The organism is Nonomuraea sp. NPDC049714 (genome assembly GCF_044465295.1).
In the GTDB taxonomy this organism is placed as follows: Bacteria; Actinomycetota; Actinomycetes; order Streptosporangiales; family Streptosporangiaceae; genus Nonomuraea.
This window is the reverse complement of record NZ_JBITLM010000002.1, coordinates 201453-223883: the sequence shown is the minus strand read 5'-3', so window position 1 is coordinate 223883 and position 22431 is coordinate 201453. Positions and strand designations below refer to the sequence as shown.

The window sequence follows — 22431 nt, the reverse complement described above, 5'->3', positions numbered from 1 at the left end:
CTCGGCGGTCCCGGCGGCCTCAGCGGTCCACGATCTCGTTCTTGCCGATGACGACCACGCCGCCGCGGGTCAGCGCGAAGCGGGTGCGGTCGTACTCCAGGTCGAAGCCGATGCGCGCGCCGTCCGGGATGACCACGTTCTTGTCGATGATGGCCTTGCGGACGATCGCGCCCCTGCCCACCTTGACGTTGTCCATCAGGACGGAGTCCTCCACCTGCGAGTGGGAGTGCAGCACGACCATCGGCGACAGGATGGACCGCAGGGCCAGGCCGCCGGAGATGATCACCCCGGGGGAGACCAGCGAGTCGATCGCCCGGCCCACCCGGTCGCCGTCGTTGTGCACGAACTTGGCCGGCGGCAGCGGGTCGTGGCCGGTGTGGATGGGCCACTTGTCGTTGTAGAGGTTGAAGATCGGGTGGGCGGAGATGAGGTCCATGTGGGCCTCGTAGTAGGCGTCGAGCGTGCCCACGTCGCGCCAGTAGCCGCGGTCGCGCTCGCTGGAGCCGGGCACCATGTTGTGCGCGAAGTCGTAGACGTCGGCCCCGCCCGACTTGACCAGCATCGGGATGATGTTGCCGCCCAGGTCGTGCTTGCTGGTCGGGTCGAGCGCGTCCTCCCGCAGCGCGTCGATCATCGCCTGGGTCTTGAACACGTAGTTGCCCATCGAGGCGAACACCTCGTCGGGCGAGTCGGCCAGGCCCACCGCGTCCTTGGGCTTCTCCCGGAACGCGACGATCCTGCGGCCCTGCGGATCGGTCTCGATCACGCCGAACTGGTCGGCCAGCGACAGCGGCTGCCGGATGGCCGCCACCGTCACGTCCGCGCCGGACTCCTCGTGCTGATCCACCATCTGCCGCGGATCCATCCGGTAGATGTGGTCCGCGCCGAACACGATCACGTGCTCGGGCATCTCGTCGTAGATCAGATTCAGGTTCTGGAAGAGCGCGTCGGCCGAGCCGGAGAACCAGCGTGGGCCCAGCCGCTGCTGCGCGGGGACCGGCGTCACGTAGTTGCCGAGCATCGACGACAGCCGCCAGGTGCGCGAGACGTGGCGGTCGAGGCTGTGATTCTTGTACTGGGTCAGTACGACGATCTTCAGATAGTTGCCGTTGGCCAGGTTGGACAGCACGAAGTCGATGAGCCGATACATCCCGCCGAACGGCACCGCCGGTTTCGCCCGGTCCGCCGTGAGAGGCATGAGCCTCTTTCCCTCTCCACCTGCCAGCACGACCGCAAGCACCCTCCGGGACCTCATGCCCAGGACGCTACCCTCAATTGGCCCATCTATCGAAGAAACCTCGTCCGGCTCCCTCCCGTCGTGTCCCATTCTCCTTAGATATGTACGTCCATTGCCTCACGTTCGATCCCGGTGTCGGGCTGTCGATGTGCCCTGGAGGGGCGGCTTGCTCGTAAGGTCGAGTCATGCGTGTTGATCTGCTCAGCAGGGAGTATCCACCGGAGGTCTACGGCGGAGCCGGCGTGCACCTGGAGTACCTGGCCAGGGAGTTGCGGGAGCTGGCCGACGTGCGAGTCCGGTGTTTCGGGGCCGAACGGGACGAACCCGGCGTGTCGGCCTATCGGGTGCCGGGCGGGCTGGAGTCGGCGAACGCCGCCTTGCAGGTGCTCGGCGTGGACCTGGAAATGGCCGCCGCGTGCGAGGGTGCGGACGTCGTTCACTCGCATACCTGGTACGCCAACTTTGCCGGGCATGTCGCGAAGATGCTCCACGGCATCCCGCACGTGATCACCACGCACAGCCTGGAGCCGCTGCGCCCGTGGAAGGCCGAGCAGCTCGGCGGGGGCTACACGATCTCGTCGTGGGCCGAGCGCACCGCCCTCGCCGCCGCCGACGCGGTGATCGCCGTGTCGGAGGGGATGCGCCGCGACGTGCTGGCCGCCTATCCGGGGATCGACCCGGCCAAGGTGAGCGTCATCCACAACGGCATCGACACCACCGAGTACGCGCCGGACAACGGCCACGAGATCCTGAAAAAGCATGGCATCGACCCCGCCAGGCCGTACGTCATCTTCGTCGGGCGGATCACCCGGCAGAAGGGGCTGGTCCACCTCCTGCACGCGGCGCGGTCCTTCGCCCCCGACGCGCAGCTCGTGCTCTGCGCGGGCGCGCCGGACACCCCCGAGATCGAGGCCGAGGTGACCGGCCTGGTGCGCGGCCTGGACCGGGAGGGCGTGGTCTGGATCTCCGAGATGCTGCCCAAGCCCCAGGTCATCCAGTTGCTCACGCACGCGGCCGTGTTCGTGTGCCCGTCGGTGTACGAGCCGATGGGCATCGTGAACCTGGAGGCGATGGCGTGCGAGACCGCCGTCGTCGCCACCGCCACCGGCGGCATCCCCGAAGTGGTCGCCGACGGTGAAACCGGCCTGCTCGTGCCCATCGACCAGGCCGCCGACGGCACCCCGCACGACCCAGACCGGTTCGTCGCGGACCTGGCCGAGCGGGTCAACGCCCTGCTGGCAGACCCGGCGCGGGCGGCGGCCATGGGGCGGGCGGGGCGGGCGCGAGCCGTCGAGCACTTCTCCTGGGAACGCGTCGCGCGCCGCACCGCAGACCTTTACGCGTCGCTGCGCAAAACAGGCTAATTGGGCCTTGTTACGGCCCTGTATCGGGCTCACGCTGAGCGGCAGGAGGCAGAGCCATGTCGCAACCGCTCGGAGTCAGCCGCCCGGACCTCGACGTCACCGACCTGCCCACGCCCGAGGAGGTCTTCAAGGTCTCCCGGATCGGGCCCGCGCAACTGTTCAAGTACGCCGTGGGGCCGAGCCTGATCGCTCTCGGCATCTCCATCGGCAGCGGCGAGTGGCTGCTCGGGCCGCTCAACGTGGGGCAGTACGGCTTCGTCGGCGTCGGCTGGGTCATCCTGGTCTCGGCGATCCTGCAGACGTTCTACAACGTCGAGTGCGCCCGCTACGTCGTGGCGACGGGAGAGACACCGGTGGTCGGCTGGGGCCGGGTGCCGCCGGGCTGGCGGCTGTGGATCCCGCTGTCGGTCCTGATCGTCATCTTCGCCTTCATCGCCGGGGGCTGGGCCGCCTCGGCCGGGCAGGGCGTGTACGCGCTCGTGCACGGCGCGATCCCGCCCGCCGACGCCGAGGAGCCTCGCCTGTGGGCCATCGCCCTGCTGGTCCTGGTCTTCGCGATCACCGCGCTGGCCCGCCGTATCAGCCGTGCGCTGGAGCTGGCGAACTGGCTCCTGGTGAGCACCATCCTCGTCGCCCTGCTCGCCATCGACCTGCTCGTGGTGCCGTGGGAGCTGTGGTGGGAGGGCATCCGCGGCTTCTTCACCCCCGCCGCCCCGCCCGCCGGGATCACCGCCACCCAGCTGGGCGCGCTGGCCGGCTTCACCGCCCTGGCCTCCGGCCTCAACTGGTACGTCATGGGCCACTACCGCGACAAGGGCTACGGCATGGGCTACCGCGCCGGGTACATCTCCGGGCTGCGCGGCAAGCGGAGCGAGATCCTGGCCAGTGGCGTGACCTTCCCGGACAACGAGCTCAACCGGGGGCTGTGGCGCAGGTGGTACCGCCTGCTGATGGTGGACATGTGGGGGGTGTTCTTCGTCGGCGCCATCCTCGGCATGCTGCTGCCCACGATCCTCATGGCGCAGGCGGTCGCACTCTCGGGCGAGACCCCCACCCGGGCCAACGTCCCCACCTTCGTCGCCGCCGCGCTGGGCGACGAGTACGGGCAGGCGGTCTTCTACGTGGGGCTGGTGCTGGGGGTGCTGATCCTGTTCTCCACCCAGCTGGGCATCTTCGAGGCGATGGTGCGGGTGACGACCGACGCCGCGCACGCCACCAGCCCGCGCCTGCGCCGCCTGGTCGAGGGGGATCCGCGCCGGTTCTACTACCCGTTCATGATCACGCTCTTGGTGATCATCTCCATCGTCATCCACCTCAGCCTGCCCGTGGCGCTGGTGGAATGGTCGGCCAACATGTCGAACCTGGGCGCGCTGATCTACCCGTTCTTCCTCATCTACCTGAACAGCAAGCTGCCCCGGCCGGCCCGGCCACGGCCCTGGCACTACGTCATCCTGGTGCTGAACTTCCTGTTCTTCGGGTTCTTCTTCGTCAACTTCATCGCCGACTTCGTCGGCGAGCCGCTGATCACCTTCTGACCCGCCCCGCCGCGCCCGGGCGCGGCGGGGACACCGTCAACGGATCGGTTCGAGGACGACGACCGGAATCTCCCGATCGGTCTTCTTGGTGTACTCGTCGTAGTCGGGCCAGGTCGCGGTCATCAGCCGCCAGAGCTCCCGCCGTTCCTCGCCGGTGGCGGTACGGGTGCCGGCCCGGAACTTGTCACCCTTGACCTGCACCTCCACTTCGGGATTGGACTGCAGGTTCTTGTACCAGTCAGGGTGATCCGGGTCGCCGCCCTTCGACGCGACGATGACATAGGCGTCGCCGTGGGGCCGGTAGATCAGCGGCGTCGTGTATGGCTCGCCTGACCTGCGGCCTTTGGTGGTCAGGAGAAGGACCGTGGTGTTGTTCCAGTCGTGTCCTTCGGCGCCGTCGGTCTCCTGATAGCGCCGGACGTGTTCCTTGCCGTAGAGCATGTGGGGTCGCCTACCCCCGCAGAGCGTGACCTCACCGTCACGCTCCGGGACTGTACGAAGAGTTGACGGCTCCCGTCCCCGGACGTGCGCGACCCGGTCCTGTACGACGGGGGCGGGCTGGTGAGAGCCTTGCCCCATGAACGATCCGGCCGGACCTCTCGCTGCCCGTATCGAGGAGTTCGAACGGACCGCCGACCCCCGATCCGTGCTGGCGGGGCCGGCGCTGGCCGAGGCCGAGCAGGCGATGCGGGCCTGCACCGGCGAGGCGGCCGACGCCGAGATCTGGCGTCTGATCGGGAAGCTCCACCTGGCCCGCTACCGGCTGGACGGACACGGCGGCGAGGCGGCCGTGGCGGGCGTGTTCTTCGCCGCCGCCGCCGTGGTCGATCCCGGCGGGATGCCGGGGACGACGAACGTCCCGTCGGCCGACGAGCCGCAGACGTGGGCGGAGCTGGTCGACGAGGTCCTGCGCCATGTGGACCCGGACACCGCCCCGCATGTCGGGCTGCTCCTGCACGCCCTGATCCGCCGCGCGATCAGCACGCCTTCGGCGGAGGTGTGCGACCTGCTGGCGGAGTCGCTGCTGCGGGAGACGATGGAGGACCCCCCTCCCGTCTGGGCGGCGGAGGCGCTGGCGATCCTGGGCGGCGGGCTGCTCCGGCTGTTCGCGGCCACGGGGGAGCCGGAGGCGCTCGACGACGCGGTCCACGTACACCTGAGGGCGGCGCTCGGCGCGCCCGGCGACAGCGGCCACCTGCGCGAGCTGGCCGCGGTGCTCGGCCTGGCCGTCCCCGGCGACGACGAGCTGATCAGGGCCCACCTCGCGGCCGCCCAGCTCCCACCGGGCGGCCAGGAGCGGTCCCAGGCGCTGCTCACCCTGTTCGACCTGGCCCAGGCCAGGGCCACCGCGTCGGCCGCCGACGCCGACCTCCTGGCCTTCATCCGGGTCGGGCAGGCCACGCTGGACTTCTGGCACGACGAGCACGCCCACCCGCGCGTGCTCGCGGGCTACGCCGCGGGACTGGTCGAGTGGTACGTGGTCACCGGCGACATACGGTCGCTGGAGGCGGGCCGGGAGATGCTGGAGGTGCTCGGCACACCCGGCCGGGAGATCCCCGAGCGGCTCGGACGCGACCAGCTGACCCGCCTCGACCTGCTCGCGGACCGGCGCCGGCGGCGCTGGCGGGCGGGCGGCGACCCGGCCGACCTGGAGGTCGCGATCCAGACCCTGCGGCAGGCCGTCGCGCGCACCTACGCCGGCCATCCGGACCGCCCGAGGCTGCTCGCCGACCTGGCCGACGCGCTGGTCCAGCGCGCCGATCTGGGAGACCATCCGGGTGAGGCGACCGCTGCCGCGCGCTCGGCCGTCGCGGCCTGCGGCGAGGACGACCCGCTGCGCCCCAGAGCCCTGCTGCTGCTCGGCCAGGCCCTGCGCCTGGACCTGAGCACGAGCGCCGCCGACGAGGGCATCGCCGCGCTGCGCGAAGCGCTCGCCGCCGGACAGGAGCCGTCGTTCCTGGCGGAGGCGTACGATCCGCTCTCCGAGCTGCTGCGGCGCCGGGCGATGGACGGCGGCGAGGGACGCAAGGCCGACCTCGACGAGGCCGTGACCACCGGCCGCCTGGCCGCCGAGGCGCAGGACCGGCCCGCCGCCGTCGGCACGCTCGCCAAGGCGCTGATCCAGCGGTTCAGGGCGGATGGCGACCCCGCGGACCTCGCCGAGGCGCTGACGCTGGCCAGCAGCGTCCCACGCGGCGACCGCGAGCTGCGCTCCCAGCTCCGCCTCGCGATCGAGGACGCCGACCTGCTGCCCGGCATCCCCGGCGAGGACCTGGCGCTGGCGGCGACGCGGCTCGCGCTGGTGTACGACGAGGAGGAGACGGCCCGCGTCCTGCTCCGGATCGGTGAGCGCCACGCCCGCGTGGCGGGCGAGGCCGGCCCTTTCCTGGCGGCCACCGCCGTCCAGCTCGCCGAGAGCGAGCGGCTCCCGCTCGCGATCGAGCTGCTCGAACGGGCCGGTCCGGCGTTCGCCACGGCGGACGAGCCGGCCGAGGCGGCGGACGCGCTCTCCACGATGGGCGGCCTCCACCAGCGGATCGGCGAGTGGGAGGCGGCGCTGCACGCCTTCCGACGCGCCGCGACGGCCTACCGTGAGCTGGGCGCGAGCCCGGAGGAGGCGGCGCAGGTGGGCCACATGGGCGCCGTGGCGGCCCAGGCGGGCGACCCTCGCCGGGCCGTCGAGCTCCACCTGCGGGCCGCCGCCCTGTGCGCGGACGCCGGACTCGCCGGCGAGGAGGCGTCCCACCGGAGTGACGCGGCCGACGCCTACCTCGCCGCGGGCGACCCCGCCGCGGCACGGGAGTGCGCAGGCCGGGCCCGTGAGCTGCACCAGGCACTCGGCCAGGCCGAACGGGCGGCGGCGGTCCTGATCGGCAGCGCCAGAGCCTGCGCGGAGCTGGGCCGCCCGGCCGTCGCCGTCGAGCTGATCACCACCTGCGCCGCCGAGCTCGAAGCCCTCGGCGCCTGGGACGACGCCTGTCAGGCGCTGGACTCCCACGCGCGGCTGCTCCACACGCTCGGACAGGCCGAACACGCGGCCGCCTGCGAGACGAGCATCGTCGACATCGTGCGCCGGCACGGGCAGCGGCGCGACCCCGCCGACGAATGGCTGCACATCGCCCACCGCCGCCACGCCCGAGGCGACCTGCCGGCCGCCAGACGCGCGTTCGAGCTGGCCGAACGCGCCTACAACACCATCGGCGACGTCGACGGCCTCGCCACCGTCCGCTACGACCTCGGCGTGCTCGGCTACGGCGACCACGACATGGAGCAGGCGGCCCAGGACTTCGCGACGGCCGCCGAGGCGTACGCCCGGCTGGGGGCGGGGGGCAAGGAGTCCGCCGCCCGCACCATGCGCGGCGCCTGCCTGATGGAGCTGGACCGCTTCGACGCGGCGGCGGCCGAGCTCGCAAGGGCGTTGGAGCTCGCGGCCTTGGACAGGGACCTGACGGCGCTGTTCTCCGTCACGCTCGCCCAGGCCGAGCTGGCGGCGGCCACCGGGCGGCTGCCCGAGGCGGAGGCCCGCCTGCTCGCCGCCCACGGCCTGGCCGCCGCCGACCCGGTGCGCTCGGCGGTCGTCAGGGAACGGATGGAGGGGCCGGGCACGCACGCCGGCGACCCGGAGACCCTGCGCCTCGCCGGTGCGACCTACCGCGACCACGGCCGGCCGCACCTCGCCGCCCTCGCCTGCCTCCGGCTCGGCTTCGCCTTCGAAGGCCATGGCGAACTGGTGCGTGCCAGGGCCGCGCTGGAGGAAGGGCTCGCCGCCCTCGCCGCAGCGAAGGTGACGCCTCTCGCCGACGCGCCGTACGAGGTGATGGCGGGCCGCACGGACGAACTGGTCCCCCTGGCCCTGGATCGCCTGCAGGCGATCCAACACGCCCTCACCACCCCCACCGACCGCCACCACCTCGCCACACCCGCATCCGACCGTCACCACCTCGCCACCCCCCTTTCATGGGCCGGCGACGTCGATCTCGTGCTAGCGGATGAGTCCGGCGGGCGGTCGCGTGGCGAAGGGGCCGGGAGTGGGGCGGGCGAGCCACAGGAGGACGGTAGGCCGGGCTGACCGTGATGGGCCTTGGAGCGGAACCGGCTGTCCGACGCCGACGCGGCCGGCTTCCGCTCCCAGGGTGGAGGAATCGGGCGCTGAAGGTCAGAGGTAGGGGCGGGCCACGGTGACCAGGTCGGGGGCGGCGTGGCGGGTGTCGACGTGGATGGCGGTGCCGGGGGTGCGCTCGCGGACGTCGCGGTCGCGGATGGCGAAGACCGCGGGGGCGACCCCCACGTCGCCGTAGCGGACGGTCACGGCCGCGCCGACGGCCCGCCGCATGTCGGCGAGCACGCCCCGGGCAGTGTGCCCGGCCCCGGAGGCCGCGAGGTGGCCGAGCATCGCGGCGAAGCGGGACTCGGCCTCCGCCTGGGGCCGCTGCTCGGGCAGCACCGGACGGTCGAGCCAGAACACCTTGCCCGCCAGGAAGGCGTCGTAGCTCACGCCCTCGTGGCTGAGCGTGCGCGCCGTGCCGGCGAGCAGCTCGCCGAACTCCGCCAGCTCGGCCCGCGGCGGCAGGTCGGCGGTGACGAACAGGGGCACGATCAGCGAGTCCAGCATGGGCGGCCTTCCCTCCTTGAGGAGGCTCATCGTAGAGCGCGCCACCGACAATCTCCGTGCCCGCCGTCCCGGCGCGTCCTCACTCGTCCTCACCCGTCCCGCCGCGAGCCGCGAGCCGCGTCGGCGAGGCGATCGGACAGCACCTGAAGATGGGCCGTCAGCTCGGGCGGCTCGTGCACCTCGAAGGGGACGCCCAGGGACGCGAGCCAGAGCGCCAGCTCGTCCAGCGAGTTGGAGCCGCCGATCAGCAGGCAGGTGGCGGCGTCGACGGGCACGACGGTCGCCGCGGCGGGGGTGACCCGCTCGGCGACGGCCTCTGCGGGCGCGTGCACGGTGACCCGGCCCTGGTAGCGGTAGGGGGCGTTGGAGATCATCCGCGAGGCGTACCCGGCGAGGTCGGGGTCGGGGGGTTCGCGCGGGGTGAACCGCGGGCCGCCCGGGGTGCGCAGCCGCAGCCGGTCCACCCGGAAGACGCGCCAGTCGTCGCGCCCGGTGTCGTAGGCGACGAGATACCAGCGGCGGCCGGTGGCCACGAGCCGGTACGGCTCGACCGTGCGGGTGCCGGCGGTGCCGTCCGGCTTGCTGTAGTCGAAGCGCAGGCTCTCGTGGTCGCGGCAGGCGGCCGCGATGGCGGACAGGGTGTCCGCGCCGACGGTGGCGGGCCCGGTCAGCGGTACGGTCATCGACTGCAGGGCGTTGACCCGGTGACGCAGCCGGGCGGGCAGCACCCGTTCGAGCTTGGCCAGCGCGCGCAGGGAGGTCTCCTCGATGCCGGTCACGCTGCCCTGCGCGGCGGTGCGCAGCCCGACGGCGACGGCGACCGCCTCCTCGTCGTCGAGCAGCAGCGGGGGCAGGTCGTGTCCGGCGCCGAGCCGGTATCCGGACAGCCCGGCGGTGGCGTGCACGGGGTAGCCGAGCTCGCGCAGCCGGTCCACGTCGCGCCGGACGGTGCGGCCGGTCACGCCGAGCCGGGCCGCGAGCTCGGAGCCGGACCAGTCGCGATGGGTCTGCAAGAGGGACAGCAGCTTGAGCAGCCGGGCGGAGGTTTCCCACATGTCCGCCAGTATCGCGCCCACCTAGGACCGTAGTTGTCCTAACCGGCGCCTAGCGTGATCCGTATGAGCAACGACATTCACCCCTTCCGCATCGATGTCCCGCAGGCCGACCTGGACGACCTGCGGGAGCGCCTGGCCAGGACCCGCTGGCCGGACGAGCTCGACGGGGCCGGCTGGCCGTACGGTGTGCCCGTCCCGTACGCCCGGCGGCTGGCCGCCTACTGGCGCGACGGCTACGACTGGCGCGCGCACGAGGCGGCGCTGAACGCCTTCCCGCAGTTCACCACGGAGATCGACGGCCAGAACGTGCATTTCCTGCACGTACGCTCGCCGGAGCCGGACGCGCTGCCGCTGCTCCTCACGCACGGCTGGCCGGGTTCCGTGGTCGAGTTCATGAACGTCATCGGCCCGCTCACCGACCCCCGCGCGCACGGCGGCGACCCCGCCGACGCCTTCCACGTCGTGGCCCCCTCCATCCCGGGCTTCGGCTTCTCCGGCCCCACCCGGGAGCGAGGCTGGGACCTGAACAGGGTCGCGCGGGCCTGGAAGGAGCTGATGCGCCGCCTCGGCTACGACCGCTACGGCGCTCAGGGCGGCGACTCCGGGGCGACGATCTCGCCCCAGGTGGGCAGGATCGACCCCGAGCGGGTGGTGGGCGTGCACGTCAACGGCGCGCTCGGCTTCCCCTCCGGCGACCCCGCCGAGTTCGATGGGCTGTCGGAGGCCGAGCAGGCGCGGCTGCGCGGCTACGGCGACCAGGACGGCGTCGGCTACGCGATCCTCCAGTCCACCCGGCCGCACACCCTCGCCTACGGCCTGCACGACTCACCGGCGGGGCAGCTCGCGTGGATCGCCGAGAAGTTCAAGGAGTGGACCGACCCGGCCCACGACCTGCCTGAGGAGGCGGTGGACCGCGACCAGCTGCTGACCAACATCAGCCTCTACTGGCTGACCGGCACCGCGGGTTCCTCGGCCCGCCTGTACAAGGAGAGCGCGGCGTCCTGGGGGCGGCCGGTCGAGCCGTCCACGGTCCCGCACGGCGTGGCGGTCTTCCCCGGCGATCTCGGCGTCCGCCGCTTCGCCGAGCGCGAGCACAAGGTGGTCCACTGGTCGGAGTTCGACAGGGGCGGCCACTTCGCCGCCATGGAGGCCCCGGACCTGCTCGTCGGCGACGTCCGCGCCTTCTTCCGGCTCGTGCGCTGACCGCTCAGCGCTCGGTCCACTCCTCTTCCAGCGCGGCGTGGACGACGGAGTCGCGCCAGCCGGCCGGCGTGGACTCGTGGTGGCGCAGGCGGCCCTCCTCCACCATGCCCGCGGTGAGCATGGCGAGCTGTGCGGGCAGGTTGGCGGGGGAGCGGGCGCCCCAGACGCGGTGCAGACCGAGCCGCTTGAAGCCGAACGCCAGCAGCAGCCGGACCAGGTCCGTGCCCATGCCGCGTCCCCACCGGTCCGGGCGCAGGCCCAGGCCGATCTCGGCGCTGTGCGGGCGGTCGGCGTCGATGTGCAGCCGGGCCACGCCGATCACTTCCTGGCTGTCGACGTCGAGCACCGCCAGCACGTACAGCATGCGCGGCTCGGCCGCCGCGGACCGCACGCCCTCGTCGACGAGCTCGGCGACCTGCTGGAGGGTACGGGGCCCGAACGGCATGTGCTGGGTCGCCTCGGGATCGCCGTAGACGGCGTGCAGCGCCGCGACGTCCGCCTCGGTGACCTCGCGAAGCCACAGACGCGCACCTTTGCACACAACTGGCCGCATGCGCAGAAGGTAACGCGAGATCACCGATCTTTACAAGTCTTGTCAAGTAGCGAGTTGACTCCCGTAAGCTCGCGCGACAAGTTCGGCGATGGCGCTGTGCGCGCCGAGCGGCTCGGCGTGCCCGGCGCCGGACTGGGTGGCGGCCTTCTCCACGACATCGGCAGGCGCCTCGTGGCCGATCAGGCAGGGCGCGATGGCCAGTCGCTCGGCGCCCGCCGCGCGCAGGCGCTGGGCCGCCAGGGGGACGCCGGGCTCGCTGTCGAGCGAGGCGGCGACCACGGGCAGGGTGAGCCGGGAGGCCAGCAGCACCGCGGTGGGCTGGACGGCGTGCACGGCCCGCTCACCGCCGACCGTGCCGAGGATGACGCCGTCGACGGGGCTGGAGACGTTCAGCAGGCGGACGCGGTCTGCCCTGGCCAGGCCGCGCTCGGCGAGCCTGATGTGCAGCGCCTCGGCCAGCAGCGGGTGCGGGCCGAGGGCCTCGGTCACCGTCGCACCGGATCCGCTCGCGGCGACGGCCTTGTTGATCTCCGCCAGGACCACCGGGTCGTCCCAGGTGACCAGGGGCACCACGACGGCCTGACGGTCGGCCGGCAGTGATTCGGCCAGCGAGTCGACGACGACGAGTCGTACCTCGATCTGGGGGTTGTCCGTGCGCACGACGGCGGCGATCTCGGCGGCCACGCCCGACGCGCTGCCAGGCGCCGCTAGCACGAGAACGGGCGCGTCCGGTGGCAGGGACGTGGGGACGGGACGGCGGTGGCGGCCGCCCCCCGGCCGGGGGGAACGTTCGCGTACAGGGAGGCTCACAGGCGCGCAGTTTATGCGCAAAGGGGGTGCGACGTTCCAGAAATCGGCCGCGATTCCGTTACAACGGGCGGCAAATGTGACTGAGATCACGTCGCAACGCCCAGAAACGTTGACGCATCGGGATAAAACGGCAGGCTCAGCGGTACTCAGAGGCGCGTTCTAGAGCGACAGCCCACTCCGTCACCCGGAGGGGGAATGAAGCCGTTCTAGGTCCGCGAGCTCAGCGTCAACCTGAGGGGACGAGCCCGCCGTCCGGCCAGGCCCCGGCCGGACGGCGGGCGCCCCCGCCACGGAAGGTCAGCGAGTGGGTACGACCACCGACTGCGGATTGCCGGGGGCGTAGACGGTGATCCCCTGCGGTAGCGCCTTGAGCTTGTCGATCTCCGCGCAGGCCGGGCACTTGTCGTAACCGTCCTGCCTGGCCTGGTTCGCGTCCGCCTCCGCCCTGGCCTGCGCCACCCTGGCCTGGGACTCCGAGACGGCGGCGTTGGCGGCCAGCGAGCGGTCGACCGCCTTCTGCACGTCCCCGGGCAGCGTGACCTTGACCAGGGTGAACCGCAGACCGGTCAGGAAGTCGCCGCCCAGCGTCTGCGGCAGGTCGCGGGCGAGCGAGGCGTTGACGGCGTTCTGCACCGTGGAGATGTTGGTGTTGCTGTCCTGAGGCTTGAGCGAGGAGCTCTCCAGCAGCGCGCACGACGGGACGAGCTCGGCGCAGCGCATGGCGCCGATCTGGGCGCGCAGCGCGTTGTCGATCACGGGCCGGACCGCCTGGCCGAAGAACGCGGACCAGCCCTCGTCGCCGTCCCACGCGTACAGGGACCGGTCGTCCTGGCTGCGGAAGGTACGGGTGCCGTACTTGTCGTCGAACGTCTTCAGCGTCTCGTGGTCCAGGTTCAGGGTGAAGTAGAGGGTGCCTTCGATGCCCAGGTTCACGCCGTCGCTGCTGGGCACCGTCACCACGTCCACGCCGAGTGTGGTGGCGCGCTTGGCGTCGGCGGTGATCGTGTAGAACCGCTGCTGCGCCGGGTAGGTGTGGCTGGACGACCACAGGCCGGCCCAGGTCAGGCCGGAGCCCGGGTCGATCACCTGGCGGATCTGGTTGTCGTCGAGCGGGCCGCCGTCGCGGACGACGGTGACGACGCCGGCGTCGGTGCTCTCCAGGCCGCCGATGCCCCCGACGAGGAAGGGGAGCGCGATGATGGCGGCGATGATGGCCAGGGCTGTTCTCAACGTCGTCCTCCCACGCGGGCGGCGGTGGCAGCCGCCGCCCGCGGCTTTCGCGGCGAACTATCGGCAGGGACGACCTCAGGCGCGCTGCGGCACACCGGCGAGGTCGACGTCACGGGTCTCCGGCGCGATGGCCAGGCCCACGGCGGTGATGGCCAGCGCGGCCACCACGTAGACGGACACCGCGATGGTGGTGCCGAAGGAGTCGAACAGTTTGATCGCGATGATCGGCGCGAGCCCGCCGCCCACGATCCCGGCCACCTGGTAGCCCATCGAGGCCCCGCTGTAGCGCAGCCTGGTGCTGAACAGCTCGGCGATGAAGGCCGCCTGCGGGCCGTACATCGCGGCGTGGCAGAGCAGCGCCACGGCGGTCGCGAGCACGATCAGCGGGAAGGATCTGGTCTCCAGCAGCGGGAAGAACGCGAACACCCAGACCGCGGCCCCGATGGCGCCCGCCAGGTAGACCCGCCGCCGGCCGAAGCGGTCGGACAGCGAGCCGAACAGCGGGATCAGCGCCAGCTGCAGCGCCGAGGCGATCAGCACCGCGTTCAGGCCGAGGTCGCGATCGAGGCCCAGCGGACCGGTCAGGTAGACCAGGATGTAGGCGGTGAAGGTGTAGAAGGCCACGTCCACGCCGATGCGCGCGGTGAACGCCGACAACAGCGCCCGCGGGTGCGTGCGCAGCACCTCGACCAGCGGCATCCTGGCCTTGGCGCCCTTCTGCTCGACCTGCGCGAACAGCGGCGACTCGGTGATCCGCAGCCGCACCCAGAGACCGACGAAGACGAGCACGCCGGACAGCAGGAACGGCACCCGCCAGCCCCACGACAGGAAAGCCGCGTCGGACAGCGTGGCCGACAGGATCGTGAGCAGCGCGGTCGCCAGCACGTAACCGGCGGGCACGCCCACCTGCGGCCAGCTCGCGTTGAAGCCGCGGCGGCGCGGGTCGCCGTGCTCCAGCGACATGATGACCGCTCCGCCCCATTCGCCGCCGAGGCCGAGGCCCTGCGCGAACCGGAGGACGGCCAGCATGATCGGCGCGAGCACGCCCACGCTGTCGTAGCCGGGCAGCACCCCGATGAGGAAGGTCGAGACGCCCATCAGCAGCAAGGTCACGACGAGCACGGTCTTACGGCCGTTACGGTCGCCGAAGTGGCCGAAGATGATGCCGCCGAGCGGCCGGGCCACGAACGCCACCGCGTTGGTCGTCAGCGCCAGCAGGGTCGCGTTGAGCGGGTCGAAGGTGGGGAAGAACAACTTGCCGAAGACCAGCGTCGCCGCCGTGGTGTAGAGGAAGAAGTCATACCACTCGAGCGACGTGCCGATCAGACTCGCGAGGATCACCCGCCGGGTCTGTGAGGTGGAGCTTGCCATCCCTCGCTCCTTCCGTGGGGGGATTGGTTACACCATAAAAATCGTTGAACAATTCGACAAGGGGTTTGTTCAATGATTTCCTGATCCTGTGAAGAACGCCGCCGCCGACCTCGCGCAGGACCGCTCACGTCTCGGACGTAGCAGCACGGCCGAGCGCGTGGCGGACATCCTGCGTGACCGCATCATCGAAGGCCTGTTCAAGCCCGGCCAGCGCCTGTCGGAGGAGTCGATCTGCGAGGCGCTCGGCGTCTCGCGCAACACGCTGCGCGAGGCCTTCCGGCTCCTCAGTCACGAGCGGCTGCTCGACCACCGGCTCAACAGGGGCGTGTTCGTGCGGGTCCTGTCCGCCGAGGACGTCGCCGACCTCTATCAGGTGCGCCGGGTGATCGAGGGCATGGCCGTGCGCCGCAAGCCGACCGAGCAGGTGCTGCAGGTGATCAGAGAGGCGGTCGCCGACGCCGAGGGGGCCGCCCGGGATGACGACTGGCAGGCCGTCGGCACCGCCAACATCCGCTTTCACCAGGCCCTGGTGACGCTCAACGACAGCCCGCGGCTCAACGAGGCGATGCGGCAGCTCCTGGCCGAGCTCCGGCTCGTCTTCCACGTCATGGAGGATCCGCGCGCCTTCCACGAGCCGTTCGTGGCGCTCAACCGCGAGCTGCTGGGGCTGATCGAGGCCGGCGAGCCCGGCCGGGCCGTCGCCGCCCTGGACGCCTATCTCGACCACGCCGAGCAGCTTCTCCTCCACGCCTACGAGCCGAACCGCTAACGTTCCCGGGATGGACAGGCTCTTCACCCTCGACGAGGCCCGCGCACTGATGCCGTCGATCATCGAGGAGGCCCGCGAGCTCATCGCCGCGCGCGCCGACCTCGCCGAGATCGCCTTCGACCGTGACACCCCCGGCGGCTCCCGGCTGGGCGGGCTGCCCGAGCTCAAGGCCGCCGAAGCCCGCATCCAGGAGATCGTGAGCGGCTGGAGCGAGCAGGGCGTGGAGGTCAAGGGCGTCGCGCCCTTGCTGCTGGACTTCCCCTCGATGCTCGACGGTGTGTCCGTACGCCTGTGCTGGATCGAGCCGGAGCCGGAGCTCGGCTGGTATCACCGCAGCGAGCTGGGCTTTCCCGGCCGCCGCCCACTGCCGTCCTGACCTCGCCCAAGTGTGGCCGACCTGTGACCAACCGGCCTGTGAGACGGCGACTCTAACCGGGTGAGCGAAAGGATCACCCATGAGGCTCACCCCTGCGACCGCCGCCCTCCTGGCGTCCGCGGTCCTCGGCGGGGTGGCGGCCACGCCACCCTCCGCACACGCCCAGACCGGTCCGTCCGTCGCACGCGCGGCCTGGATCAAGTCCTGCTCCAGCGGCGTCGACTCCGGCCCGTGCGGTCACTGGCGGCTCATCCTGCGCAACGGCCGGACGATCACCGTCCCCGACGCCGCCGCGACCAAGGTGGACGCCCGGGGCAGGCGCACCACCGACGCCGGCGTCTTCGCCGTCAGCGGCGACGGCCGGACGATGCTCTACGAGCGGGCATCGGATCACCGCCTGATCGTCCGCCGGGTCGCCGGCGGCTCCGCCACCGAGCTGCCCCGCTCGCTCGCGCCCAAGGGCACCGGGTCGATCACCGCGCAGCTGTCGCCCGCCGGGGACCGGGTGCTGGTCGACCACGGGGACGAGAGCGGGCGGGTGCCGACCAGGGTCTTCACGGTCGCGACCGGCAGGACCACCGAACTCCCCGGCCTCGACCTGCCACTCGGCTTCAGCGCCGACGGCGACGAGGTGCTGGCCCAGCGCACCGCCGGCGACAACACCACCGCCCTGCTCGCGCACCGGCTCGACGGCACCTCGACCAGACGCACACCGCCTCAGGTCGTGGCCGGCGCCGCCACCACGACGCTGGCCGCCGACGGCAGGACGGTCGCGGCGTTCATCTGGGGGGACGCCGAGAAGAAGAAGCGGCCCCGGTTGCGCCTCTACGACCTGCAGACGGGGGAGCTCTCCAAGGGCGTGGACCTGGCGCTGGACCCGGCCAGTACGCCGTACTCCGCCCACTGGACGGCGGACGGCAAGCTGACCGCGCTGGTGACGACGGACGACGAAGGTTCCGCAGCGGTGGTACGGGTGCTCACCGCTGATCCCGGGACGGGCTCGCTCAAGCAGCGGGACACGTACACGATCGGCAAGTCCAGGCACGCCTTCTACGCGGCGGGAGAGACGGCATGAGAATCAGGATCGCCCTGCTGGCCGCCGCGCTGCTCGCGGCGCCGACGACCGCGCCGGCCACCGCATCCGCCACCGCATCCGCCACTGCATCCGCCACCGCGCCGGCCAGCGCGCCGGCCACTGGGATGGCCGCCGCCTGGGCGGCGCCGCACCACGAGAGCATCCGGTACGCCTCCGTCAAGGGCTGCAAGCTCAAGGGGGGCGGCGAGGTCCCCTGCGGTCGTTGGCGCCTGGTCCTGCACAGCGGCGAGCAGCGCGTCCTGCGTGACGCCCAGGTCGTGGCCCGGCGCGCGAACGGCAAGTCCGCCGTCTACCCCGCCGCCCCGATCTCGGTCAGCGGCGACGGCCAGAAGGTCGCCTACATCACCCGCGCCGGACGACTCGCCGTACGCACCCTGGACGGCGGCGTCACACTGCTGCCCGCCGGCGCGCTGCCGCGCAGGGACCAGGAGGTGATCAGGCTGCAGCTGTCCGGAGACGGGGCCAGGCTCGCCGTCAGTATCGGCGATGACCCCTACGGCACCCGCGTCTACGACACCGGCAGCGGCGCCCGGCTGGGCGGCGTCGCGGGGCCGCACCATCTGGCCGGGTTCAGCGGCGACGGCGGGGAGCTGCTCACGGTCCTGAACGGCGAGGAGGGCGTCACCGACCTGGCCGTCAACGCCGACACCGGCGAGCGGCTCAACCGCGTCACGCCGCCACAGGTCATCGCCGTCAACGCGCCGCCGGCCCTGTCCGGCGACGGCCGCACCATCGCCGTCTGGGTCGCCGGCAAGTCCCGGCTCGCGCTGTACGACGCGCAGACGGACCAGCTGCTCAAGCGGCAGCGGGTCAAGCTGCCGGCCGGCCAGGTCCACATGATCGACTGGACCGGCGACCGGCAGGTGACCGTGCACCTGGAACGACCGGTGGGCAAGGAGATCAGGATGACGATCGCGCAGATGGACACGGAGACCGGCGCGGTCACCATCAGGGACCGCTACACGCTTCTGAAGGACACCTTCGTCTTCGCCTCCTGCGGCGGCTGAGCCCCCCGTCCAGAGGCGGCCGGGGGCGTGTGGTGGACGTTTCCGCGTTGACCTGCGGCAAGAGGCCGGCGACCCACGATGACGAGCGCGCTCAGGCGCGGGTCACGAGGATGCCGTCGACCACCAGGACGCGGCCGTCGCCGGGCTCGCGCAGGACGGACCTGAGGAGGGCGTTGTCCTCGTGGCAGCGGACGGTGACGATCGTGCCGGCGAAGGCGCGGTGGCCACCGTACTGGCGCAGTTGCAGGTCGCAGGAGTCGAGTCGGTCGCCGTGCTCGTCGTACAGGTCCGCGGTGGCGATGGTCATGGTGGGGAACCTTTCCAGGGGTCGACGGGAAGCCGGCGGGCGGCCAGGGCGGCCCAGCCGAGGCTGAGCGCGGTGATGAACAGGACGCCGCCGGCGCCGAGCCCGGCGGCGGCGAGCCCGCCGCGCCGGGGATGAGCAACTGGCCGGTGCGGTTGCCGGCCAGGCGCAGCGACATGGCCCGGCCGCGCATGCCTGGCGGTGCGGACTCGGCCAGCCAGGACATGGTCAGCGGCTGCCCCACGCCGAGCCCGAGGCCGATGATCACGAGCAGGGCGGACAGCAGCCACAGCGACATGGGCAGCGGGGTGAGCAGCATGGCGACGGCCGCGGCGACGGTGCTGCCGACCAGCAGTCTGCGCCCGCGTTCTCGAGCCGTCTCGCCGAGTCGGCCGCCGCCGAGTTCAGTGAGCCGAGCACCAGCACCCTGCCGGGGCGGTGCCGGGCGACGTGGGCGAACATCGCCTCGTCCGAGCCGGTGACCGGCACGTCGTGGAGCCGTCGGGCCAACTCGGCGGCCGGGCCGTACATCAATCCTCCCGCTGCAGTTCCTGCCCGGCCAAGGCGCCGACGAGCTGGGCCTGACCGGCCGTGAGCAGATCACGATCACCGGCCTCGAACCGCTCAACGAGAGCCGCCGGCCGCGGACGCTGACCGTCACCGCCGGCGACATCACCTTCCGGGCCGGCCTCCGGCCCGACACCGACCGCGAAGCGGACTACTACCGGCACGGCGGCATCATGCCCTACATCCTGCGGAGTCTCCTGGTGTGAAGCCTCGCGCGCTCAGCGGGCCCGGCGATCGGGGAGCATGTCGTCGTAGGGGATGGCCTCCGCCCGGCTCCGCTGCGCCGGCTGCGCGTCCGCCCAGCGTCGCAGGGTTTCCGTCGCCGCCGCCCGGTCGGCCTCCGACAGCCGGGAGATGTTGGCGCCGTGGTTGGCGCCCGGTGCGACATACAGGTAGGAGTCATGCCTGCTCGGCGTGAAACGCTCGGCGCTCCACGGATCGTTCTCGCCGTAGACGAACAGGATCCGCTCCGACCGGGCGCGCACCCAGTGGTCCACGTCCAGCATCGGCCGCGGATCGTGCCGGGAGCGCAGCTCGGCGGGGATCACCGAGTTGGGCTGGTAGAGGCCGCGGTGGCGCACCAGCCCGCGCAGGTGCCGGAACTCCAGATCGGGCCAGCCGAGCTGGGTGGCAGCCTGGTAGTAGTACGGCGTGTAGTAGTCCAAGCCCTGGTCGGTGTAGAAGCCGAAGAAGGCGACACCGTCGATCCAGGAGTAGAGCTCCTCGTCCGTGGCGGTCACGGGCGGCACGGCCGCGCAGTCCGCCTCGGCGGCGTACTGCCAGAACGCCCACGCGGTGTCGAGGATCGTCATCTCGAACGACCGGTCCACGCTGCCGAGTGTCCTGGTGAAGGTGTAGCCGTTGCGCGCGGCGTCCGCCTCCAGCAGCGCCACCGTCCGGTCCCGCCGCTTGAGCGCCTCCCGCTGCACGCCGGCCAGCGCGGCCCGGCAGGACTCGGAGCCGACCTGGGCGAAGAACCTGTCGTAGGTGTGATCCAGGCGATTCAGCCGGTCGTTCGGCGCGACATAGGCGACCACGCCGTCCACGTCGTCGGGGTAGAAGCGCCGGTGGTAGATGGACGTCATGCCGCCCTTGCTCGCGCCCGTCTGCAGCCATCTGCCCGAATAGACGGTCTTGAGCGCTTGAACGATCCGGTGCTCGTCCGTCGCCTCCTGCCAGATGGTCAGGTCGTCCCAGTCGGCCGGCGCCGGGCGCGAGGAGCGGAAGAAGCGGTGCTCGACGGAGACCTGGTTGCCGTCCAGCAACTGGGTCGGTTCCGTACGCGAGGCCGTGGGGTTGACGGGCAGGCCGTAGCCGCCGGTGTAGAGGACGACAGGGGCGTCGGCCGACCGGTGCAGCAAGGTGAGCCGCTGCTCGAACGTCGCCCCGCGCGGACGCCGGTGATCGACCGGCTGGGTGAAGGTCAGGACGAAGAACCGGTGACCCGCCGGCTGCGACTCCGACACCACCGTGAGCCCCGGGATGGCGGTGAGCCTGTCGAGCAGGTCGTCCTGCGCCGCCACGGACGCTGGGCCGACCGACGTGGCGAGGGCTGCGGCGGTGGCCGGCGGAGCGTGCGGACTGAGGGCCGTCACGACCGCCATCGATGCCGCCAGCACGGCCAGGCGCGGGGATCGCACGATCGCGTCTCCTTCGGGGGGACCTGTATCGCATGACGGTATACCGATCAAGGGCCGCCGAACAGTGCCCCGTCCTCCGCGCCGGGACGCTGTCAGCCCGCGCTGGTGATGACCGCGAAGCGGGCGCCGTGCGGGTCGGTGAGGAAGGCCATCCGGCCCACGTCCTCGACGTCCATCGCCGGTGCCCGCACCGAGCCGCCGAGCTCCTGGCACCTGGACACCGTGGCGTCGCAGTCGGGCACCTCGAAGTAGATCAGCCAGTGAGGGGAGTCGCCGGGCTGCACCTCGGCCAGGCCCGCCATCGAGGTCTCCTCCTGGTCGCCTTCGGCCGGTGACACCACGGGATAAGTGAAATCACCCATGGACAGCTCCGCGATCCGCCAGCCGAAGACCGACCGGTAGAAGCCCTGGACGGCGGCGGGGTCGGGGACGTAGAGCTCGGCCCAGGCCAGCGAGCCGGGATCGTTGACCAGGTCGAGGCCACGATTGGCGCCCGACTGCCAGATGGCGAACTGGGCGCCCGCCGGGTCGGTGAACTGGGCCAGGTGGCCCTGCCCCTCGATCTCCATCGGGCGGACGCGCACGGCGCCGCCCGCGCGCTCGACGGCCTCGGTGGTGGCCGCGCAGTCGGGCGAGAAGAAGTAGAGCATCCACGCCGGGGTGGCGCCCTCCTCGGTGATCGTGCCGATCGCGGCGACCGTCCTGCCGTCGACCTTGCACAGGCCGTAGTCGCCGCCGAAGGAGTCGAACCGCCAGCCGAACAGGCCGGTGTAGAACCTCGCCGAAGCCTCCAGATCGGGGCTGCCGAGATCGATCCAGCACGGGGTGCCGGGCTGATACTGCGTGGTGAGCACGGGACGCTCCTTCGTCATGAACCACTGCGGACCCATTGACTCCGAGCCTCGCACGTCCCGCTGACAGAATCGGCGCGACACGCTCAGTCGAATGTATGTTTGAACGATCACGTACACTCGAAGCCATGAGAGCTGTATTCCAAGCGTCTCTGCTGGGCGTGGACGAGGAGCTCGGCTTCGGGGAGCTCGGTTCGGCGGTCCGCAGGACGTCGCTGGAGCGGGGCGCGTGGCTGGATGTCCGCCCCGGCTGGGTCTCCGGGGCCGACACGCTGTTCGAGCGGCTGGCCGAGACGGTGCCCTGGCGGGCGGAGCGGCGCAAGATGTACGACAAGGTCGTGGACGTGCCGAGGCTGCTGAAGTTCTACGACGAGGACGAGCCCCTGCCCGATCCGATGCTGGACGACGCCCTGCGCGCGCTCAACGACCACTACGCCGCCGAGCTCGGCGAGCCGTTCCGCACCGCGGGCCTGTGCTTCTACCGCGACGGCCGCGACAGCGTGGCCTGGCACGGCGACACCATCGGGCGGGGCGGCAGCGAGGACACCATGGTGGCGATCGTCTCGGTCGGCAGCCCACGCCCGCTGCTGCTACGGCCACGAGGCGGCGGCCCGTCGATCCGCCACGACCTGGGCCACGGCGATCTGATCGTGATGGGGGGCAGCTGCCAGCGCACCTGGGAGCACGCGATCCCCAAGACGGCCCGCCCGACCGGCCCGCGCATCAGCGTCCAGTTCCGCCCCCGGGGCGTGCGCTAGCCGGCCTGCGCTAGCCCCCGCGCGGCGTGCGCTAGGCCGTTCTCCGCACCGGCCGCCCTGGCCGATCCAGCACCCGCCGCGAGCGGCGCGGCT

General features: G+C 71.9%; 21 protein-coding genes and 1 pseudogene. 9 read left to right on the top strand and 13 right to left on the bottom strand.

The genetic code is table 11. From position 1 onward, the window contains the following. Positions 1-19: 19 nt before the first annotated feature. Complete coding sequence (glgC, locus tag ACIBQX_RS07945; protein WP_397001888.1) at positions 20-1255, bottom strand: glucose-1-phosphate adenylyltransferase; 1236 nt, start codon at positions 1253-1255, stop codon at positions 20-22. A 167-nt stretch (positions 1256-1422) separates the two neighbouring features. On the opposite strand from glgC, the gene glgA reads away from it, so the two are divergent. Continuing rightward, positions 1423-2601, top strand: coding sequence for a glycogen synthase (glgA, locus tag ACIBQX_RS07940; protein ID WP_397001886.1), 1179 nt, complete (start codon positions 1423-1425; stop codon positions 2599-2601). Between the two features lie 56 nt (positions 2602-2657). After that, positions 2658-4136: an Nramp family divalent metal transporter gene (locus ACIBQX_RS07935; protein ID WP_397001884.1), complete on the top strand. Its 1479-nt coding sequence runs from the start codon at positions 2658-2660 to the stop codon at positions 4134-4136. A gap of 36 nt (positions 4137-4172) precedes the next feature. On the opposite strand, the gene ACIBQX_RS07930 is transcribed toward ACIBQX_RS07935, so the two are convergent. Continuing rightward, positions 4173-4577 (bottom strand): nitroreductase family deazaflavin-dependent oxidoreductase, encoded by a 405-nt coding sequence (locus tag ACIBQX_RS07930; protein ID WP_397001882.1) that lies wholly within the window; start codon positions 4575-4577, stop codon positions 4173-4175. Positions 4578-4713: 136 nt separating this feature from the next. On the opposite strand from ACIBQX_RS07930, the gene ACIBQX_RS07925 reads away from it, so the two are divergent. After that, positions 4714-8205 carry a hypothetical protein gene (locus tag ACIBQX_RS07925; RefSeq protein ID WP_397001880.1) on the top strand — a complete coding sequence of 1164 codons (3492 nt, stop codon included), beginning with the start codon at positions 4714-4716 and terminating at the stop codon, positions 8203-8205. Positions 8206-8292: 87 nt separating this feature from the next. Here ACIBQX_RS07925 and ACIBQX_RS07920 read toward each other — a convergent pair whose 3' ends face one another. After that, entirely contained in the window at positions 8293-8748 is a 456-nt protein-coding gene (locus tag ACIBQX_RS07920; protein ID WP_397001878.1) for a hypothetical protein, read from the bottom strand. An 89-nt stretch (positions 8749-8837) separates the two neighbouring features. Next, the gene (locus tag ACIBQX_RS07915; protein WP_397001876.1) at positions 8838-9803 is read right to left on the bottom strand and encodes a helix-turn-helix transcriptional regulator; all 966 of its coding nucleotides are present in this window, start codon (positions 9801-9803) and stop codon (positions 8838-8840) included. A 63-nt stretch (positions 9804-9866) separates the two neighbouring features. Here ACIBQX_RS07915 and ACIBQX_RS07910 point away from each other — a divergent pair, with 63 nt between their 5' ends. Continuing rightward, a complete protein-coding gene (locus tag ACIBQX_RS07910) occupies positions 9867-11006 on the top strand; it encodes an epoxide hydrolase family protein (protein WP_397001874.1) in 1140 nt (379 codons plus the stop codon). A 4-nt stretch (positions 11007-11010) separates the two neighbouring features. Here ACIBQX_RS07910 and ACIBQX_RS07905 read toward each other — a convergent pair whose 3' ends face one another. From ACIBQX_RS07905 to ACIBQX_RS07890, 4 genes are all read right to left on the bottom strand, one after another. After that, positions 11011-11559 carry a GNAT family N-acetyltransferase gene (locus tag ACIBQX_RS07905; RefSeq protein ID WP_397001872.1) on the bottom strand — a complete coding sequence of 183 codons (549 nt, stop codon included), beginning with the start codon at positions 11557-11559 and terminating at the stop codon, positions 11011-11013. A 42-nt stretch (positions 11560-11601) separates the two neighbouring features. Then, positions 11602-12243 (bottom strand): sirohydrochlorin chelatase, encoded by a 642-nt coding sequence (locus tag ACIBQX_RS07900; RefSeq protein ID WP_397001870.1) that lies wholly within the window; start codon positions 12241-12243, stop codon positions 11602-11604. A gap of 423 nt (positions 12244-12666) precedes the next feature. Continuing rightward, positions 12667-13599, bottom strand: a complete 933-nt coding sequence (locus ACIBQX_RS07895) for an SPFH domain-containing protein (protein ID WP_397001868.1) — start codon at positions 13597-13599, stop codon at positions 12667-12669. A gap of 75 nt (positions 13600-13674) precedes the next feature. After that, complete coding sequence (locus tag ACIBQX_RS07890) at positions 13675-14970, bottom strand: MFS transporter (protein WP_397001866.1); 1296 nt, start codon at positions 14968-14970, stop codon at positions 13675-13677. Between the two features lie 88 nt (positions 14971-15058). Between ACIBQX_RS07890 and ACIBQX_RS07885 the strand changes: the two genes are divergently transcribed. The 4 genes from ACIBQX_RS07885 to ACIBQX_RS07870 all read left to right on the top strand — a co-directional run bounded on the left by ACIBQX_RS07885 (position 15059) and on the right by ACIBQX_RS07870 (position 18218). Beyond that, the gene (locus ACIBQX_RS07885; RefSeq protein WP_397001864.1) at positions 15059-15739 is read left to right on the top strand and encodes a GntR family transcriptional regulator; all 681 of its coding nucleotides are present in this window, start codon (positions 15059-15061) and stop codon (positions 15737-15739) included. 10 nt (positions 15740-15749) lie between these two features. Beyond that, complete coding sequence (locus ACIBQX_RS07880; RefSeq protein ID WP_397001862.1) at positions 15750-16115, top strand: DUF2203 domain-containing protein; 366 nt, start codon at positions 15750-15752, stop codon at positions 16113-16115. A 79-nt stretch (positions 16116-16194) separates the two neighbouring features. Then, the gene (locus ACIBQX_RS07875) at positions 16195-17190 is read left to right on the top strand and encodes a hypothetical protein (RefSeq protein ID WP_397001861.1); all 996 of its coding nucleotides are present in this window, start codon (positions 16195-16197) and stop codon (positions 17188-17190) included. After that, positions 17187-18218 carry a hypothetical protein gene (locus ACIBQX_RS07870; RefSeq protein ID WP_397001859.1) on the top strand — a complete coding sequence of 344 codons (1032 nt, stop codon included), beginning with the start codon at positions 17187-17189 and terminating at the stop codon, positions 18216-18218. Before ACIBQX_RS07875 ends, ACIBQX_RS07870 begins: the two co-directional genes overlap by 4 nt. A 91-nt stretch (positions 18219-18309) precedes the next feature. Here the strand turns inward: ACIBQX_RS07870 and ACIBQX_RS07865 are convergent, their stop codons facing one another. The 5 genes and pseudogenes from ACIBQX_RS07865 to ACIBQX_RS07845 form a co-directional block, all read right to left on the bottom strand. After that, the gene (locus tag ACIBQX_RS07865; protein ID WP_397001857.1) at positions 18310-18525 is read right to left on the bottom strand and encodes a hypothetical protein; all 216 of its coding nucleotides are present in this window, start codon (positions 18523-18525) and stop codon (positions 18310-18312) included. 127 nt (positions 18526-18652) lie between these two features. Then, positions 18653-19126: pseudogene (locus ACIBQX_RS07860) on the bottom strand (MFS transporter); the annotation flags it as partial. After that, on the bottom strand, positions 19053-19253 hold the full coding sequence (locus ACIBQX_RS07855) for a hypothetical protein (protein WP_397001856.1): 201 nt from the start codon (positions 19251-19253) through the stop codon (positions 19053-19055). The pseudogene ACIBQX_RS07860 and the gene ACIBQX_RS07855, both read right to left, overlap by 74 nt. A 54-nt stretch (positions 19254-19307) precedes the next feature. Next, positions 19308-20729, bottom strand: coding sequence for a S28 family serine protease (locus tag ACIBQX_RS07850; RefSeq protein ID WP_397001854.1), 1422 nt, complete (start codon positions 20727-20729; stop codon positions 19308-19310). A 92-nt stretch (positions 20730-20821) separates the two neighbouring features. Further along, complete coding sequence (locus ACIBQX_RS07845) at positions 20822-21583, bottom strand: VOC family protein (protein ID WP_397001852.1); 762 nt, start codon at positions 21581-21583, stop codon at positions 20822-20824. A gap of 125 nt (positions 21584-21708) precedes the next feature. Between ACIBQX_RS07845 and ACIBQX_RS07840 the strand changes: the two genes are divergently transcribed. Beyond that, positions 21709-22338, top strand: a complete 630-nt coding sequence (locus ACIBQX_RS07840; RefSeq protein WP_397001850.1) for an alpha-ketoglutarate-dependent dioxygenase AlkB — start codon at positions 21709-21711, stop codon at positions 22336-22338. The last annotated feature ends 93 nt before the right edge of the window (positions 22339-22431 follow it).